Here is a 16,639-nt window from a genome sequence, read left to right on the forward strand (position 1 = left end):
ATATAGCTATAAAGTTAATTAATAGCTACTATTCCTAATAGTATGAACATTGCTGATTATCTTCAGTTCTTAGAGCCAATACAAGAACAGCTTAATAAGGTTTATTCAATCGCTTCTTTAGCCATTACTGTTTTGCTTGTTTTGTGGCTTTTTAATTTTATAGTTGGTCTTATACAGAGAACGTATTCAGTAGGTAAAGCTATAGGAAGTTTTTATAGGAATTATTTTCATAAGTATATCCGTAAGGTAATTCTTGGAGTCTTGAATACATTTAAAAAAACCACCAATCCTGTTTGAAAAAATATAAGCCTTTTTCTACATTATTGTTTCAAGTTGGCAGTTGAGTGCAATTTCAAAAGGAACAGAACTGTTTGGTAAATCAAGTAAATTTGAACAAATATTTGCAATATCATTTGTCTGTGTCATATCTTCTTTTGGAAAATGATTTATTTCCTTTGCCATATCTGTATTTACCCAGCCTGGGCAAATAGCTGTAACTCTAATTCCTTTTTCCCATCCTTCATTTCTCATGGTTTGGCACAAGCTCATTAAAGCAAATTTACTCATTGAATAGCTAGCTAAATTACCTTTTGATCGTTTTCCACTCATAGATACCAAAACAACAATTCGAGCTGAATCACTTAGTGATAAATAATTCCAGGCGTCTTTTGTTAATATCCATGGGCCCATCACATTAACTTTCCATAGATTTTCTATATCTTGCATTTCATTTTCATTAAATATTAAATTTGTTCTTTTAAAAATTCCAGCACAATGAATAATAGTATCAATATTTTTAAAAGTTTTGATTGTTTTTTCTACCCAAAGTTTTGATGAATTCTGATCATTTGCGTCATATCGATTTATCAAAACCCTTTCTGAATCATTTGATTTTGGATCTAGAGGAGTATTTAATAAATCATCTTTTTTTCTTACTCCTAAACTTAAGTAATGACCTTTTTTAAGTAATTTTAATGCTATAGCTTTACCTATTCCTCTACTTGCTCCACTTATAAGAATTTTTCTCATTTATTTTTAACTATTATTGCTTTAAATAATAAATTTAACTCTCTACCATGCATGTTCATTAATCCTTGTTTGATAGCCCAGGGTGATTTCCTAAACATTTTCCACATTGCGGATATTAATTCCTTAAGGCTAAGTGTATTTGTAAGGAATCCATACCACTGTTTATTAGGTAAACTAAAAAATTCTACAAAGAATCCTCTTAGTAAATTCTCTTCGAATCTCATCAATTTTTCTAATCCAAATTTATAAATAGCTTGTTTTCTTCTCAGTTCTGATGGCCATAAGACTTGCCAACCTTTCTTTGCTAGTGAAGCTGAGGACGCTTTTGGGTCTTTCATTGCCAATGAAAGAGCTTGGGCAACTTTAGGAGCTCTTCTTAAAAGGCTGCCAACCATGTATCCCGATGCAGGATGAACCATTCCAGCAGAACCGCCGAAGCCAAGTACCGGTTGTGTTAAGTCAGGGATAGGCATGTTCATTGGCAGATATGATCCATGCTCTTCATGTTCAAGACTTTTTATTTTTAAACCTCGAGTCTCTAATCTTTTTTCCAGTCTTCTTTTTAACTCATCAAGTGAGACTGGAGGAAATAGACCTAAGGATGTTTCTTCTAAGAAAAACTTTCCATCACCCATATCCATAGCATAAAGAAATGTTGGTGCTTCTTTTCTTTCCTCTGGATTTAAGTGATCGCAGCGATAATCCATCAGAACAAATTGTCCTTTCTCTACTGGGGGTAAGTTGAACTTCCCTACTATCCCATAACAAGTTTGTACGGCTACTGGACCTTGGTTTGGAGCTTTAATAAAAACAGGTTTGTAACCAGTTGCGTCAATTACCAATCGAGCATTTAGCTCTTTCCCTGTAGAAGTTTGAACTGTACTGGTTAATTGATTAGTTTCTAAGTTGATTGCCGATCCTTTATGCCATTCTATTTCAGCTTTATTGCATTGAGCTAACCAATAAGCTTGCAATTTATTTTTATCAAAAAGTCCATAATCTCTATTGTGTTTAGTAGCTTTATTCTTTTTAGAATTTGGATCCTTGTCTCCCTCACCAAAATAACTAATGGTATTTATCCATCTATGTTCAAGTAAATGACTCAGGCCAAGCTCGTCAACCTCTTCACCCCAAATTCCATAGGTGAAGGGCCAAGGCTCCTCTGGAGATTGCTCGGACAAGATTTCAACATTTAGGTTTTCATTTGCTAATGCTGCCGCTATTGATAAAGCGCCTGGGCCTGAACCAAGTACTAGAGCATCTTTTAATGCACTAGTACTCATGGTTTACCTTGCAGAAGATTACCTTGTCCGCTTACTTCGAATCGAAAATTAGGATTTAATTTCTTACGATAAAATTCTTTTATTTGACTGCCTCCCAGGATTACCACTTTAAACACCTATGTCTATAGAATCAACAATAGCTCGTGATGGCATTCACAATGAATTGTATTAATGTTTTTTATCAACTAATGATTTTATTTTATTTTTAAGTATGAATGAAGACTTTTTATTGAAAATTGAAGTAATAAACATTTAATTTAATTCCAAAATCATTTAAGATTAAAATAAAAATTTTATGATAGAAAAATTTAATCTTTCAAAAAAAAATAAATCTTTAACTATTTTTATAACAGGTGGTTCATCAGGTATTGGATATCAAGCTGTTTTAGAGTTTATTTCGCTTGGTCATAATATAATATTACCTTGTAAAAATATATTTAGAGCGAATGAAGTATTGACTAAATTAATTAATCAATCTTCATTAAAATTATCTAAGAGAGGGACGATTTATACCCCAATAATGGATCTTTCTGATTTGAAGAGTATTGACTCTTTATGCTCTGAATTTATAAAGAGAAAGTTGAATATTGATGTTTTAATTTTGAATGCTGGTCTGCAATATACAGGATCAAAAACACCTAGATGGTCAACTCAGGGAATTGAATTGACCTTTGCGGTCAATCATTTAGCACATTTTTACCTGACACAAAAGATTTTACCTTTGATAGATACAAGTAATAATCCAAAAATAATCATTACTTCTTCAGAAGTGCATAATCCTAAAAGTGGTGGTGGAAAAGTAGGAGCTAAAGCGAGCTTAGGAAACTTAAAAGGATTAGAATCTGGTCCAGGATTTGAGATGATTGATGGAAATGAATTTAATGCTGATAAGGCATATAAAGATAGTAAGTTATGTAATATTCTTTTTGCGAAAAAGTTAAGTAGTGATTTGATGCGAAAAAACTTATCAATTCCCGTTATTGCATGGGCTCCAGGCTTGGTTATCTCTAGAGATAACCAAGGGTTTTTTAGGTATAGTAGAAAATATAATCAATTAGGACAAATATTATTCGCTTTTCTAGCAAGAGATGTTTTAAGGATAACCACAACAAATAAAACAGCAGGTTTACTTTTAAGTAGTTTAGCTTGTTTATGTAAATATAACAAACCTGGTTTCAATTATTATAGTAATAAAATTGTTTCATCAGGTAAATTTATTTTTGAAGAAGTAGATATTAGTAACGATGCTAAGAAAGAAGATTTATCTGATAATATATGGGAGTTATCTAAGATTTTAATAGATAAGGTAATTAGCTGAATATCTCTTATTTATTTACATGAATTGTTTGGGTTGGGTATGCGAAACTAATATTTTCATTTTGGAATTTCTTCATGATTTCTAGATTAATTTCTTGTTGGGCTGACATTGCTTGAAGATAATCACTTGTTGGAATGTAATAGACAAGTTCAAAATCAAGGCTACTATTTGCGAATTCAATAAAATGACATCGGTCGAAGATGGCATTTTCAGTTTTATCAACGATATTTTTGATCATCAAGGGGATGTTTTTTGTTTGTTCATACGTGGTTTCATAGACCACACCCAATTTATGAACCAGTCTTCTTTTTTTCATCTCTGCATAATTTGAAATTACTCCATTTGTCAGTCTGCTATTGCTCATTACTATTGCCTCTCCATTTATACTTCTCAAGCGAGTGGATCTAACTCCTACGCTCTCAACTTTTGCCCATATTCCATCAATATGAATAAACTGTCCACTTTGAAATGGTTTATCAAGGAGGATCGTTATGTATTCGAAGAACTCTTGAACGGGTTCCTTTAAGGCGAGTCCAGCCCCTATTCCTCCTGCACTTAATAGAGCCCAAATAGCTGCCATTTGGACACCCATGTTTTGAAGATAGAAAATTACTCCTAGACTCCAAACAGATGCTCCAACCATTGGACTAAGTGAACGAATCATTTCGCTTATAGATTGATCATTTATTTTATTTGCCCATCTTTGTATTATTTTCAAAAATACTCTATTTACAAATCGGACTATATAAATAAGGCATAGAAATTTACTAATACCAATTAATGTCTTATCTACAATTCCACCAATTAGTAAAACTTTCCATGCGACTATGAAACTTAAAATAAAACCTAAAGGCTTAATAGTCTCAATCAAAAGAGTAGCTATGTAGTCATCTGTTTTGCTTTGTGTTGCGGATGTTATTCTCCTTAAAATTTTTTTTAGGATTTTTGGACTTATAAGGGAAATTATGCAACCTATGCTGAAAGTAAATAATGAAATAATTATATTTTTATAAAAATCATTCATGATGCTAAATTACTTTTCTTTAGGTTGCCTGATAAAAATGATTTGTCTAGATATTTTTTATTATTTAATTTGAAAATGAATTTTTTAGAATTTTACTAACCTCTCTAAATTCTTTTCTACTAGAGGTCTTACATAATTCACATATAAGACTTTCGGTTGTGGATGCAATTGCTCCAGATAATATAAGCCTTAAAAAAGCTGTATCATTGTCTATTTCATTCCTACTCCCGATAGCATCCCTTGGTATTAGTATATTTAACCCTTTTTGTAAAAGATCAATCGATGTCTGAAGGATACATATGTGACTCTCTATTCCACAAACTATTATATTTTTAAAGTTATATTCACTTATATAATTTATAAAGTTCTTATTCTTACTGCAACTAAATTCCATTTTTTCAAATTTAGGATATTCATTATTGTCTAAAACTGAATCTAGAGTCTTACCAAGCTTTAGTGGATTTTGTTCCGTAACAGCGATACGAACATTAAGCAAATTACAAGTAGCAATAAGCTTTCTAATATTAAATATTAATAGTTGTTTGTCTTTAATATTTTTTATAAGTTTTTGTTGCACATCTACTATTAGTAGTAAAGTCTCATCTTCTACTAATGTTTTATTATTATTTATATTGATTGCAATTGATTGTTTGTTTAGAAATTGATCCATTTTAAAATTTCATTTTATTTATTTGAATATAAATCATCTAAATTACTTAGACATCATTTCTATCGAAAACACCCTAAGTAGCCTACCCTCTTGTTGCAGTCTGTTCTCATTACGCTAAACTATTGAGAAAATATAGCTCATATTGGTCTCTCCCTCTTCCTATCGTACCCATTCTTCTCCTTTTGAAACTGGCCTTCGTTCAGATGGTAAAAGAATGACCCCTCAAAGGAAAAAGGTTCTTTCTTTGTTTGAAGAGATTGGCTCTGGAATCCATCTCAGTGCTGAGGAGGTTCATTCCAAATTGACAATTTCTGGAGAGAAGGTTTCTCTTGCGACTATTTATAGAACTCTAAGGCTTTTGGTGAAGATGACCTTCCTTAATGAGCTTGATTTAAGTGAGGGAGGAAATAGGTTTGAACTACTTAGCCATGATCATCCAGATCATCATCATTTGATTTGTATTCGCTGCGGTAGAACAGAAGAGTTTGAAAATAATGATGTTATTAATGCTGGTAAATCAGCCGCTAAAACTTTCGGATTTAAATTATTGGAATCATCTTTAAACGTAAGAGCATTATGTCCGATGTGTCTTAATAAATAAAACTTGCTTTTTAAGTTAATTCTCCACCACAACTAGAACCAGCTCCAGCAGTACAACCAAAACAATGATTCCCTATTGAAATAGGATTATTCTTTAAAGAAATGAAAGGAATCAATAGATCATACAAATGCTTAATGTCACCATTAGTCTTCATTCCAAGTTGTTGGTTAAAATCACAGTCATATAGATAACCTTTCCAATCAACACTTAGAGTTGTTCTACACATTACTGAGTTAAGATTTCCAGGATTATGGTTATCCTTAAGTAATTTATTATACTCTTTTAATTTTCCAATTATCTTTAAATAGTTTTCATATCTATTTATTGGCATATTAGCTAAAACAAATAGATTAGAGAAAAGAATACCATACCTCTCTTTTAGCTCTCGTCTATAAATATCTTCTAATTCTTTTTGTGATGGTGGAAGCTGCGGACCACTTGGATTATAAACTAAATTCAAAATTAAATCTTTATTTTTTATACCGTAGCCATAAGAGTTGAGCTGTTTAAGAGCTAATATACTTTTTTCAAAAACACCCTTACCTCTTTGTTTATCTACATTGCCCTCGAGATAACAAGGAAGGGATGCTGTTATTTGTACTTTATTTGATGCTAAAAAACCCGCTAAATGTTCATAACCTGGCTCTGTAAGTATCGTTAAATTACATCTGTCCATGACTTCAACATTAAGACTACGTACATCCTTCACTAATTGTTTAAACTTAGGATGAAGCTCTGGTGCTCCTCCGGTAATATCTAGAAGCTTAATATTGTTAGCCTTTATAACTTTAGGTATAAGTTTTATAATATCATCGCTCATCATTTCTGTTCTACTTGGACTAGAATTAACGTGACAATGACTACAGGCTTGATTACATTTGTAACCTATATTTATTTGTAAAGTATCAAGATGGTTCCTTTTGATTTTTGGGAATTTTGTTTTATTTATCTCCATTGAGATCTATATATAAATATCATCATATGTAATTATAGTAAAAATATTTTTTTAAGTGAGAATATTTTATAAAATTTTTTATTAATAATCTAAAAGTTACTAGCTAATTGTTTAAACCACTCTATATATTCTTCTGGACCAGCATTAATAATCATATTGAATTTTAAATCATCATTTGGATCGCTAATGCCATTCATGTCAGTTCCATTCACTCTTGGCCTCAATACCTGAGCATTACAGCTGTTAACAAATACAACTTGATTCTTTTTCTTGTATGATTCTCCCAGCTTTTGGATCAATGTTAAGAACCCTCTATCACTTCCGCCTCTTAGCCAGGAATTATCTTTACTATCTTTAACCGAGGTTACTGTATCCCCAACACCTATTAGCAGTGGCATTTGATCACTAGGAATTTTATCTTTGCATAGCTCTATTAATTTGTTAATTGTCCTTGGAGCATTCCTTACATTGAAGTTTTCACCGAAAGGATAAATGCCAGTTTTGTTTGATATGAATTTATTTAATAGCAATAAAAGACCTGCTTCTTTTATTGCTCCTTTGATAATAAATTGAATATCTGTTGTCCCGAAATCATTTTGAGTTGCATATTTCATTATTTCTCTGCCATCTCTTAATCCTAGATTTGGCATTAAATGCAGATGAAAAGAGTTACCTAAGCCAAATTTTTTAGAATCTGTTAGTAAAACATTCATTATTTTTTCCATTATCAATTGTAAACTCTTTACTTTCTTTAAATCATTTTTTACGTAGCTAAAGATTTCATTAAAGTTTAAAGTGGGTGTAAATCGTGTGTCACATACAGCTACATCAACTAAATTATTTCTTAATTCATTTGATAGATTTGGTAAGACTTCTTTTAATTCATTAGTTAATATTGAGCGCATCTTCTTGGGAACGTTTGCAAGAAAATTAATCTCATTATCTGTGAGACCTGGATGGGATAGATTACTAAATCTATCTTGAAATTCGACTCCGCAGGCTGCGAGACCAGGTAAGTAAAACCCATTTTCTTTTGCTTTTGTTTTTGAATTAAGTGCATTTTCAACTAAACGATTAACTCCTCTTCTTCCTTCGTGCTCCCCGCAGGTTAAAACTGCGAATTTCTCTTTTAACCTTGAAACGTCCTTAATATAGTCTTTGTTTATCTCTCTTTTAAGAGGGTCTTGAACTAGTGGAATACATACCCCGTCAAGATCCTGAACTATTAAAATATTTTCTTCATTTATTATAGTATTTATAACTTCTTCTTTCGTCCTAAACATATTCATAAAAGAAGCCTTTAAATATTACTTTACTCTAATTCAATTGAATTTACACTTTCTTTATAGATCTTATCCTCAAATAAGTATATAGATATATATTCAGTATTATAAAATCCATTTTTTAAAGTTTCTTCTTATTGTATATAATGCAATTTAATGCAAATAAACTGTGCTTGAAAAGAATTTAAGTAATAGCTTCTTTACCGAGCCTTATTCAAGTGAGACTGTAGCAATAAGAATTAGAGAGGTTTTGAATGGAAAAGTAGGATTTTACAGTGTTGGATTATATCCTGCCTCTCTTGCCTATAACTGTGCGTTGCAAAATGGAGGATTGAATATTCTGTTAGCCCCAAGAAACGGTAGAAAACTTTTTGGAGCCTTTTCTGATATTGAACTTTCTGAAATGGATAAAGGTATCAAAAATAAAATTGAAGCTATGGCAATTTCAAATCATGATAAATCAGGAAGATATAATACTCTTCAGGATTTAATAAGTAACTGTGAATTAGTTGTCTTGAGTTCAAATAGTAAACATATAATAAATGATATTAATTCAGCATTAAAACTCAGAAAAGAACTTGGCCGTGAAAATGTTTTAATTGCATGTTTAGTTGGGTCATTTTGCCATGATTTCAATTCAAATGAATCTTTCGTTCTGTGTGAAAAATTTAATAATCTAGCTTTCTTTTCAGGGTTTCATCGACATGGAGCACTTAGAAATCCATTAGATAGCTTTACTGCTAATTTTTGTCATCCAGATGCTATGAATGCAATATTAGGTGCAAAACTATTAAATAAAATCTCACCAAATATTCAAGTTGCCGCAGGTATACATAACGTTGAAGGTCAATATATTAAAGCTGCTAAAAATATTTCTTCAATTCTAGCTGGTTTCGGTCATACTTTTCATAAGAATAATCCTGGTTTATTGCCAACTTTATTGACTTTATTATTAGATCAATGCCTAGATCAGGCTGCTTATGTCTCAATGAGTCGATCAGATAGGGAGGATTTATATACAAAACAACCCTTCCCTATTACTGAACTTGGATATAGCGTCCAACGTATAGAGGCGTCCTTGCTAAAGGATGGAGACTTCGTTCAGGTTAGAGATCATACTTTTAGTCAATTGACGGCCATGGTTGCTGACGTGAGAGGAAGCATGATGTTACCTGTAAGTGGTAAGCCCACCAGGAATTTTCAAGCTGGGGAAGTCCTCGCTGAGAAGATGATTGAATATAAAAGATGCCCAAAAGGTGTGGATGAGTTTATAGAATGGTGCGAAAAGTCTGGTCTTAAACGTGGAGCTTTAGAAGGAATAAATTCTTTAAATTACTGGCCATATATTTTGAGTAAATATTCAATACCCATGAATAATGCTTCAATGATAAATCTTTTATATATGTGTATAATGTCACCTGAAGAGATGAAAAATGATATTTATAATGTTATGACAATTAGTCGTGAGTTAGCTAATTATTGTCAAGAATCTGTTAGAAAATTCCAGAATAAGAAAATATCTGATGCGCTCAATAATTTTCATTTAAAGACTTCTATTGATTTTGTAACAAATTCTTTAATAGATGAAAATGGGTTATTTTTTGATTCAAATGAGATTGAATTTGATAATCCAACAAAATCTGAAGATAAACAAATTTATAATAAAGTTATTGATCATATAGAAACCTATTTAATAGCATCTAAAAAGTAGTATGAATTCTGTAGATTTTGAAAAAATTAATTTTATTACAAATAATTTTTTTTATAATAGTAAAGTTTTGAATATAGATTCCATAGATTCTGGTCTTATAAACAAAACGTATATAATTGAACATTTAAATAAAGGAAAAAAGTCTAAATTTATCTTACAGTCTATTAGCAAGATATTTGAATCTCATGAGATAGTTAATATGAATCATATATTGATAACAGATCATATTCAAAAAAAAATAAAAAAAAATTTCCTCTATTTGGATAAGTATAGATGGGGAATTCCAAGTTTAATTAGATGTAACTCAAATAACCTTTTTGTTTTTCCTTATGACACCGATTTTTGGCGAGCCATGTTGTATATAGAGGATACTTTTAGCGTTGATACTTTAGAAGATAAATTAATGGCTTATCAAATAGGTATTGGACTTGGTAAATTTCATTTAGTTTGCTCAGATCTGGATTTTAAAAAATTAGTGAATAATATTAAAGACTTTCATAATACTAGCTATTATATAGACCAATTTAATATGAGTCTTAAACATTATAATTTTAAGAATTTAGATTATAATGTTAATAAGAGGGTTCAAAAATTAATTACTAGTTTGTCAGATCATATCGGAATTGTTGAATTCATATTAAGTTATATAAGAGGGGAAACAATAGACCATAGTGTTATACATGGTGATCCGAAGTTAAGCAATTTTCTGTTTGATCTTAAATACAAATATGTTGTTTCATTGATTGATTTAGATACTGTATCTTCTGGTTATTTGCTTACTGATTTGGCCGATTGTATACGTTCAATTAGTAATATTGCTGGCGAGGATCCAGATAATATAGAGAATGTATACTTTGATATTAACTGTTGTAATTATTTCCTCAAAGGCTATTTCTCATTACCCAATCAAAAGGGTGATTATTGTTTTGGATTACTTCCAGAATTTATTTATATGATAATAGTTGAGTTAACTATCAGATTCCTGAATGATTTTTTGCAGTCAAATAAGTACTTCAAAATAAAATATCACACTCACAATTTATATAGAGCAGAGGTCCAATATCGATTGCTTTCTAGTTTCGTTACTCAAATTCCTACTTTGTCAAAGTCACTTCAAAAAATTGGGATTTCATCAAATCCCCCTTTTGTCTCAGATGTACAAAATCTTGTTTAGGGTTTCAAATAACCCAACTTGTCACTAAAGTAAATTTGATATTTATTTTTTCTTGTGGCAAAGGAATTAACCCATAGGGCCGAGGAGCTTAGACAATTGGGATGGAGTCAGGAAGATTTGTACAAATATATTGAATTATGGGATTACAGGCAAAGGTGGGGCTCCATAAATCTAGAGAGAGAAGATAGGTTATTTTTAAGGAAAGCGGAATCTTTATTGCCTGAAATTTCTAAAAATAAAGTTTCAGTTAAAAAACCTCTCAAAGAAAAATCATATTACTGCTGGATTCAATTCTTTCTTGATCAAATGAATGATTTTGAGTTAAATGCAAATCTAGACAATGGCATGAGAGGTGTTTGGCCTATTTTTCTAGAGGAAGAACTTCGTATAATTGATTATTTTGAACCAGTCCTAGGTTTACCGGATACGATTAAAGCTAAATTGATTGGCCCAATAAGAGAGGATTTAGTCAAAACAGCTTTGGAAATCTACAAAGGATCAGTTATTACAAAGCAATTTGATTTCCAAGCAGCTTTGGCTATTGCCAAATCAAGTGGTGAAAACTCTAGTTGGAGATCTCTGAGAGATGGTGAATATGAAAGAAATCAAGACTATCAAATTATTGATAAAGCAAACGTTATGGAATTTCGTAAAAAAGTTAATGAAAAGCTTTTATCATTTATAAAAGACAATTTACCTTCACTAGCTGAGTCAGATAAATCTTTACCTCCTAATGATTGGATAATTAAGTAGCCAATTTTTAAATTATGTGGCTAAAAAGAAAATAGAGATAATTAATTAATTGACTTCCCAACGTTTTGAAACTCTTCAATTGCATGCAGGTCAAGTACCAGACCCTGCTACCAACTCTCGGGCGGTTCCTATTTATCAGACAAGTTCATATGTTTTTAACGATGTAGATCATGGAGCCAACTTATTTGGTTTGAAGGAATTTGGAAATATTTATACTCGCTTGATGAATCCTACAACGGATGTTTTTGAAAAAAGAATTGCAGCACTTGAGGGAGGAGTCGCTGCTTTAGCTACAGCATCAGGACAGTCTGCACAATTCATTGCGATTACAAACTTCCTTACTGCAGGAGATAGTTTTGTCTCAACATCGTTTTTGTATGGCGGGAGCTACAACCAATTTAAAGTTCAATTTCCACGCTTAGGAATTAATGTCAAGTTTGCTGATGGTGATGATGCAGAAAGCTTTGAAGAACAAATTGATTCATCTACAAAAGCAATTTATGTTGAGTCCATGGGGAATCCTAGATTTAATATCCCTGATTTTGAGGGACTATCGAAATTAGCTAAATCGAAAAATATCCCTTTAATTGTTGATAACACTCTTGGTGCTGCTGGCGCTTTAATTCGTCCAATTGAACATGGAGCAGATGTAGTTGTTCAAAGTGCTACGAAATGGATAGGAGGTCATGGAACTAGTCTTGGAGGAGTGATTGTTGATGCAGGAACTTTTGATTGGGGAAATGGAAAATATCCTTTAATGAGTCAACCAAGCGCTGCTTATCATGGCTTAGTTCATTGGGATGCTTTTGGGTTTGGGAGTGATATTTGTGGAATGCTTGGAGTCCCTGCAGATCGAAATATTGCTTTTGCTTTAAGAGCTAGGCTAGAGGGGTTACGAGATTGGGGCCCTGCAATCAGTCCATTTAATTCATTTTTATTACTTCAAGGATTAGAAACTTTAAGTTTAAGAATAGAAAGACATTGCTCTAATGCTCTTTCATTGGCTAAGTGGTTAAACGATCACTCAAAAGTTAATAATGTTAGTTATCCAGGATTACCATCGGATAATTACCATTCAAGAGCTTCTTCTTATATGACTAATAGAGGAAAAGGTTCCATGTTGATTTTCTCTCTGAAAGGTGGCTTTGATGATGCTGTAAAGTTTATAAACTCTTTGAAACTTTCGAGTCATCTAGCTAATGTAGGTGATGCAAAAACATTAGTAATTCATCCTGCTTCAACAACTCATCAACAATTATCTCCCGAAGAACAGTTGTCTGCAGGCGTTACTCCGACTATGGTAAGAGTGTCTGTTGGGATAGAACATATTGATGATATTTTAGAGGATTTTGAGCAGGCCCTAAATTTAATTTAATTTTCCAAAGAAATGTTTAGATATGGCTTTAATACTTCCTCGTAGTTATCATAAAATTTCATCAATTGAAAAAAATCATATCTCGTGGATTGAGCCTGAATTAGCAGAAAGACAGGATATAAGACCTCTGAGGATTGGGATATTAAATATTATGCCTTTGGGAAAACAATATGAATTTAATCTATTACACCCGTTAGGACTCTCTCCCCTACAAATAGAACCTATATGGATAAGATTAAAATCTCATTCATATAGAACATGGGATTTAGAACATCTGAAAAACTTATATGTTCACTGGGAGGAAGCAATGTCTCCAACTCCTTTAGATGGGTTGATTATTACTGGGGCGCCTGTGGAGCATCTTACGTTTGAAGAAGTTAATTATTGGAAAGAATTAGTAAATCTAATTGAGGAAGCAAAATTAAAATGTGCAAGTACCTTGGGATTATGTTGGGCTGGTTTTGCAATGGCATATATGGCAGGAGTTGAGAAAAAAATTTTTAATAAAAAACTTTTTGGTGTATATCCAATGAGGAGTCTTGTGCCTGGTCATTCTTTAATGGGAACCCAAGATGATGAGTTCTTCTGCCCCCAGAGTAGGCATGCTGGTTTACCTGATATTGAAATGGAAAAAGCTGAAAGAAAAGGCAAGCTAAGATTATTAGCCCATGGGGAAAAGGTAGGTTATACAATTTTTGAAACACCTGATCAAAGGCAATTAATGCATTTAGGACATCCTGAATATAATGTTGATCGATTGAAGTCTGAGATGGAAAGAGATAAGAAAAGAGGCGACGTACCTCCTCCAGAAAATTTTGATTTAACTAAATCAAATACTTCATGGCGATCACATAGAAACTTATTATTTCAACAATGGTTGTGGTTCTGTTATCAACGCGTAAGCCTTAGTGTTTAACTTTCTTAGATTTATAAGGACTTACATTTTTTGAGTAAAATCTATTGACTATTCAAGAGGGGGCATTACATTTCTTGGATCATGAATGGTTTTAATTGCTTTTAATTTTGGAAGCCAATCTTTGAATGCTGACGATAATTCTTTTTTATGCCATTCCAAATGTGGATGTATTTGCGCAAGATGGACACCAGGGCATATAAATTCTAGATTATTCCAGCACTCTTTCATCCATTCAAGGGATCTTGTTCTCTCTAATTTATCGTAGGCTTCCCAAGCCCCATTAATCCAAGGTTTCCAGATCGCATCACGATGTATAAATGAAGTATCAAGATCATTTAAATGTGTTAAACCTCCTAGTTGTTGAGAAGCTATATAGCAACTTTTGTGAGGTCTTTTATTAATTAATTCTTTGAGGATTTTTAATACTTTTGGATTATTCTCTTGCCAAGCAGGACCAAGTAAACCAAGAACTTCAGAATGGTTTGAATTATTATTTTTATTATTTCCTAAACTTAAGCTTGGTAAAGAGTTCATATCGGAAAATTTATTAATGACTCTATTTCTCAAGAATGGTAGTCTTTCTAATAAATCAATCAAGATGAGTTCATCATTGGTGTTTTTAATTTCACCAATTGCATGAGCAAAGATATCTTCTCCATATATCCATTGAAAGCTAAGTGAGTTAGGCCAACTTTCGGCCTGATTAATACATTCAGATAGCTGAGAAAACGAAAGATTTGCTTTCCAACTTAATAATGGTCTTAATGGCTGAGTCTTTAGCTTTACTTTTGTGATTATGCCAAGAAATATAGCTGCTCCACAAAGGGCTTTCCATTCAACAGTTGATTCTTTGTTTGTATTCGGTCGTAATAAATGAAATTCTTTTCCATTTCCCCAGAAACCTTTAATCTCCATGATTTGATCTATTGCTAATCCTCTGCTTCTACTAAGTGGGCTTATTCCACCTGTCAATATATACCCCATTCCTGTTTTTCCCGATAAACCAATTGGGAAGCTTCTTTTATGTTTTTTTAAGAAAGAGGATAACTCTCCCATCGTTACTCCAGCCTCAATTTCTACAAGCTTTTTTTCTAAATCAAAAGATATGTTTTGGTAGTTTTTTCTTAGGTCTAAAATCCAATGTTTATCTGCGGCGGATCTGCTTGTAGTTCCTCCACTCGACACTAAAAATGGTTTGGAAATCGGTTCGGATGATTTTAGTGCTTGGAGAAATCCTGAGTTGACAGTTTCAAAAACTCCAAGGAAATTACTATCATTGGAATTTTGATTTTGTAGTGATATTGAATTTTTGATAATCTGCTCCTTTTTCTATAATGAATTTCTTAAGTTGATATTTTATAAAACTTTATTCTATTAAAGTAGATTATTGGTTAAAAGAGGTTTAATTTCTTTGGCATCAATCAATCATAAATATCCATCTAATATTGGAATTATTTTGTGCGGGCACGGGAGTAGAGATCGCCAAGCAGTAGAGGAGTTTATTAATGTAGTCAATAAAATAAAATCCAGAATACCTAATATTCCAGTTGCATTCGGCTTCTTAGAATTTAACCGACCAATAATCAGTGAGGCCTTAGATCAACTTAGAAATATGGGAGTGGAGAGGGTAATTGCTTTACCCGCTATGTTATTTGCTGCCGGACATACTAAAAATGATATTCCTGCGGTTTTGAATAAATACTCTGCTGAAAATGAACTTCCAATTCAATTTGGTAGAGAGCTTGGCCTAAATTCTTTGATGATTGGAGCAGCAGGTGCAAGGATCCAAGAAATAATTGATCTTAATCCAAAATTTCCTATTTCTGAAACATTACTTGTCGTAGCGGGGAGGGGTTCATCAGATCCAGATGCTAATTCAAATGTTTGTAAGATTACAAGGATGCTCGTTGAGGGATTTGGCTTTGGATGGGGTGAAACCGTTTTTTCAGGAGTAACATTCCCTCTTGTTGAGCCTGGCTTAAGACATGCTCTTAGATTAGGTTTTAAAAGATTAATCTTATTACCTTATTTTCTTTTTTCTGGTGTTTTAGTAAGTCGCGTTAGAGATCATGCGATAAAAGTAGCAAATGATAATCCTGAAGTGCAATTTTTAAATGCAACTTATTTATCAGACCAAGAGTTAGTGATTGATACTTTTATGGAGAGAATTCAAGAGGTTTTTAATGGAGAGAATTTTATGAATTGTGCTTTATGTAAATATCGCTCTAATTTATTGGGCTTTGAAAGTGAGGTTGGATATGAGCAGATCAGTCACCATGATCATGTAGAAGGATGTCTAGATATTTCCCCAGGAAACAAAGTGCATCAGCACTTACATGAACATTTCCCTTATCCACATGCAGAACATCCTTTAGGACCTGTCACGCTTCGCTCTTTAAATAAAAGCCAAATCTAAAAAAAATAGGTTTAAATTAAAGAATCATATGTCTCTTTCTTGCTTGGGTCGCAAGGGACTCGTTAATTATACATTTTTTTAATGTTTAGTTTCGGCTCTTTTCCCCAGGCGATTTCCACAACTAGCGAGCA

General features: G+C 32.4%; 16 protein-coding genes. 9 read left to right on the forward strand and 7 right to left on the reverse strand.

Going from position 1 to position 16,639, the window contains the following annotated elements:
- Positions 1-42: 42 nt before the first annotated feature.
- The gene (locus AC6EIZ_RS00365) at positions 43-297 is read left to right on the forward strand and encodes a hypothetical protein (protein WP_498511401.1); all 255 of its coding nucleotides are present in this window, start codon (positions 43-45) and stop codon (positions 295-297) included.
- 18 nt (positions 298-315) lie between these two features.
- Here the strand turns inward: AC6EIZ_RS00365 and AC6EIZ_RS00370 are convergent, their stop codons facing one another.
- Both AC6EIZ_RS00370 and crtL read right to left on the reverse strand, forming a co-directional pair.
- Positions 316-1,029, reverse strand: a complete 714-nt coding sequence (locus AC6EIZ_RS00370) for an SDR family NAD(P)-dependent oxidoreductase (protein ID WP_498511403.1) — start codon at positions 1,027-1,029, stop codon at positions 316-318.
- The gene (gene crtL, locus AC6EIZ_RS00375; RefSeq protein ID WP_498511404.1) at positions 1,026-2,312 is read right to left on the reverse strand and encodes a lycopene beta cyclase; all 1,287 of its coding nucleotides are present in this window, start codon (positions 2,310-2,312) and stop codon (positions 1,026-1,028) included. Before crtL ends, AC6EIZ_RS00370 begins: the two co-directional genes overlap by 4 nt.
- A gap of 295 nt (positions 2,313-2,607) precedes the next feature.
- Between crtL and AC6EIZ_RS00380 the strand changes: the two genes are divergently transcribed.
- Positions 2,608-3,630 (forward strand): SDR family NAD(P)-dependent oxidoreductase, encoded by a 1,023-nt coding sequence (locus AC6EIZ_RS00380; protein WP_498511406.1) that lies wholly within the window; start codon positions 2,608-2,610, stop codon positions 3,628-3,630.
- Between the two features lie 7 nt (positions 3,631-3,637).
- Here AC6EIZ_RS00380 and AC6EIZ_RS00385 read toward each other — a convergent pair whose 3' ends face one another.
- Positions 3,638-4,654: a mechanosensitive ion channel family protein gene (locus tag AC6EIZ_RS00385; RefSeq protein WP_498511408.1), complete on the reverse strand. Its 1,017-nt coding sequence runs from the start codon at positions 4,652-4,654 to the stop codon at positions 3,638-3,640.
- 64 nt (positions 4,655-4,718) lie between these two features.
- Positions 4,719-5,324, reverse strand: a complete 606-nt coding sequence (locus AC6EIZ_RS00390) for an isochorismatase family protein (protein WP_498511410.1) — start codon at positions 5,322-5,324, stop codon at positions 4,719-4,721.
- A 214-nt stretch (positions 5,325-5,538) separates the two neighbouring features.
- On the opposite strand from AC6EIZ_RS00390, the gene AC6EIZ_RS00395 reads away from it, so the two are divergent.
- Positions 5,539-5,925 (forward strand): Fur family transcriptional regulator, encoded by a 387-nt coding sequence (locus AC6EIZ_RS00395; RefSeq protein ID WP_498511412.1) that lies wholly within the window; start codon positions 5,539-5,541, stop codon positions 5,923-5,925.
- Between the two features lie 10 nt (positions 5,926-5,935).
- Here AC6EIZ_RS00395 and arsS read toward each other — a convergent pair whose 3' ends face one another.
- Positions 5,936-6,880 (reverse strand): arsenosugar biosynthesis radical SAM (seleno)protein ArsS, encoded by a 945-nt coding sequence (arsS, locus tag AC6EIZ_RS00400; protein WP_498511414.1) that lies wholly within the window; start codon positions 6,878-6,880, stop codon positions 5,936-5,938.
- 89 nt (positions 6,881-6,969) lie between these two features.
- Positions 6,970-8,163 carry a glucosylglycerol 3-phosphatase gene (gene stpA, locus AC6EIZ_RS00405; RefSeq protein ID WP_498511416.1) on the reverse strand — a complete coding sequence of 398 codons (1,194 nt, stop codon included), beginning with the start codon at positions 8,161-8,163 and terminating at the stop codon, positions 6,970-6,972.
- Between the two features lie 169 nt (positions 8,164-8,332).
- On the opposite strand from stpA, the gene AC6EIZ_RS00410 reads away from it, so the two are divergent.
- From AC6EIZ_RS00410 to AC6EIZ_RS00430, 5 genes are read left to right on the forward strand one after another with little or no spacing between them, the layout of a single operon-like run.
- Positions 8,333-9,874, forward strand: a complete 1,542-nt coding sequence (locus AC6EIZ_RS00410; RefSeq protein WP_498511418.1) for a DUF8648 domain-containing protein — start codon at positions 8,333-8,335, stop codon at positions 9,872-9,874.
- A 1-nt stretch (position 9,875) separates the two neighbouring features.
- Positions 9,876-11,048 (forward strand): phosphotransferase, encoded by a 1,173-nt coding sequence (locus AC6EIZ_RS00415; protein WP_498511420.1) that lies wholly within the window; start codon positions 9,876-9,878, stop codon positions 11,046-11,048.
- 54 nt (positions 11,049-11,102) lie between these two features.
- A complete protein-coding gene (locus AC6EIZ_RS00420) occupies positions 11,103-11,801 on the forward strand; it encodes a hypothetical protein (RefSeq protein ID WP_498511422.1) in 699 nt (232 codons plus the stop codon).
- 49 nt (positions 11,802-11,850) lie between these two features.
- Positions 11,851-13,176 carry an O-acetylhomoserine aminocarboxypropyltransferase/cysteine synthase family protein gene (locus AC6EIZ_RS00425; RefSeq protein WP_498511424.1) on the forward strand — a complete coding sequence of 442 codons (1,326 nt, stop codon included), beginning with the start codon at positions 11,851-11,853 and terminating at the stop codon, positions 13,174-13,176.
- A 22-nt stretch (positions 13,177-13,198) separates the two neighbouring features.
- Positions 13,199-14,092 carry a homoserine O-succinyltransferase gene (locus AC6EIZ_RS00430; protein WP_498511426.1) on the forward strand — a complete coding sequence of 298 codons (894 nt, stop codon included), beginning with the start codon at positions 13,199-13,201 and terminating at the stop codon, positions 14,090-14,092.
- Between the two features lie 48 nt (positions 14,093-14,140).
- On the opposite strand, the gene AC6EIZ_RS00435 is transcribed toward AC6EIZ_RS00430, so the two are convergent.
- A complete protein-coding gene (locus tag AC6EIZ_RS00435; protein WP_498511428.1) occupies positions 14,141-15,277 on the reverse strand; it encodes an FAD-binding protein in 1,137 nt (378 codons plus the stop codon).
- Positions 15,278-15,497: 220 nt separating this feature from the next.
- Here AC6EIZ_RS00435 and AC6EIZ_RS00440 point away from each other — a divergent pair, with 220 nt between their 5' ends.
- Positions 15,498-16,508: a sirohydrochlorin chelatase gene (locus AC6EIZ_RS00440; protein WP_498513281.1), complete on the forward strand. Its 1,011-nt coding sequence runs from the start codon at positions 15,498-15,500 to the stop codon at positions 16,506-16,508.
- Positions 16,509-16,639: the final 131 nt, after the last annotated feature.

The organism is Prochlorococcus sp. G4PB16, assembly GCF_059772465.1.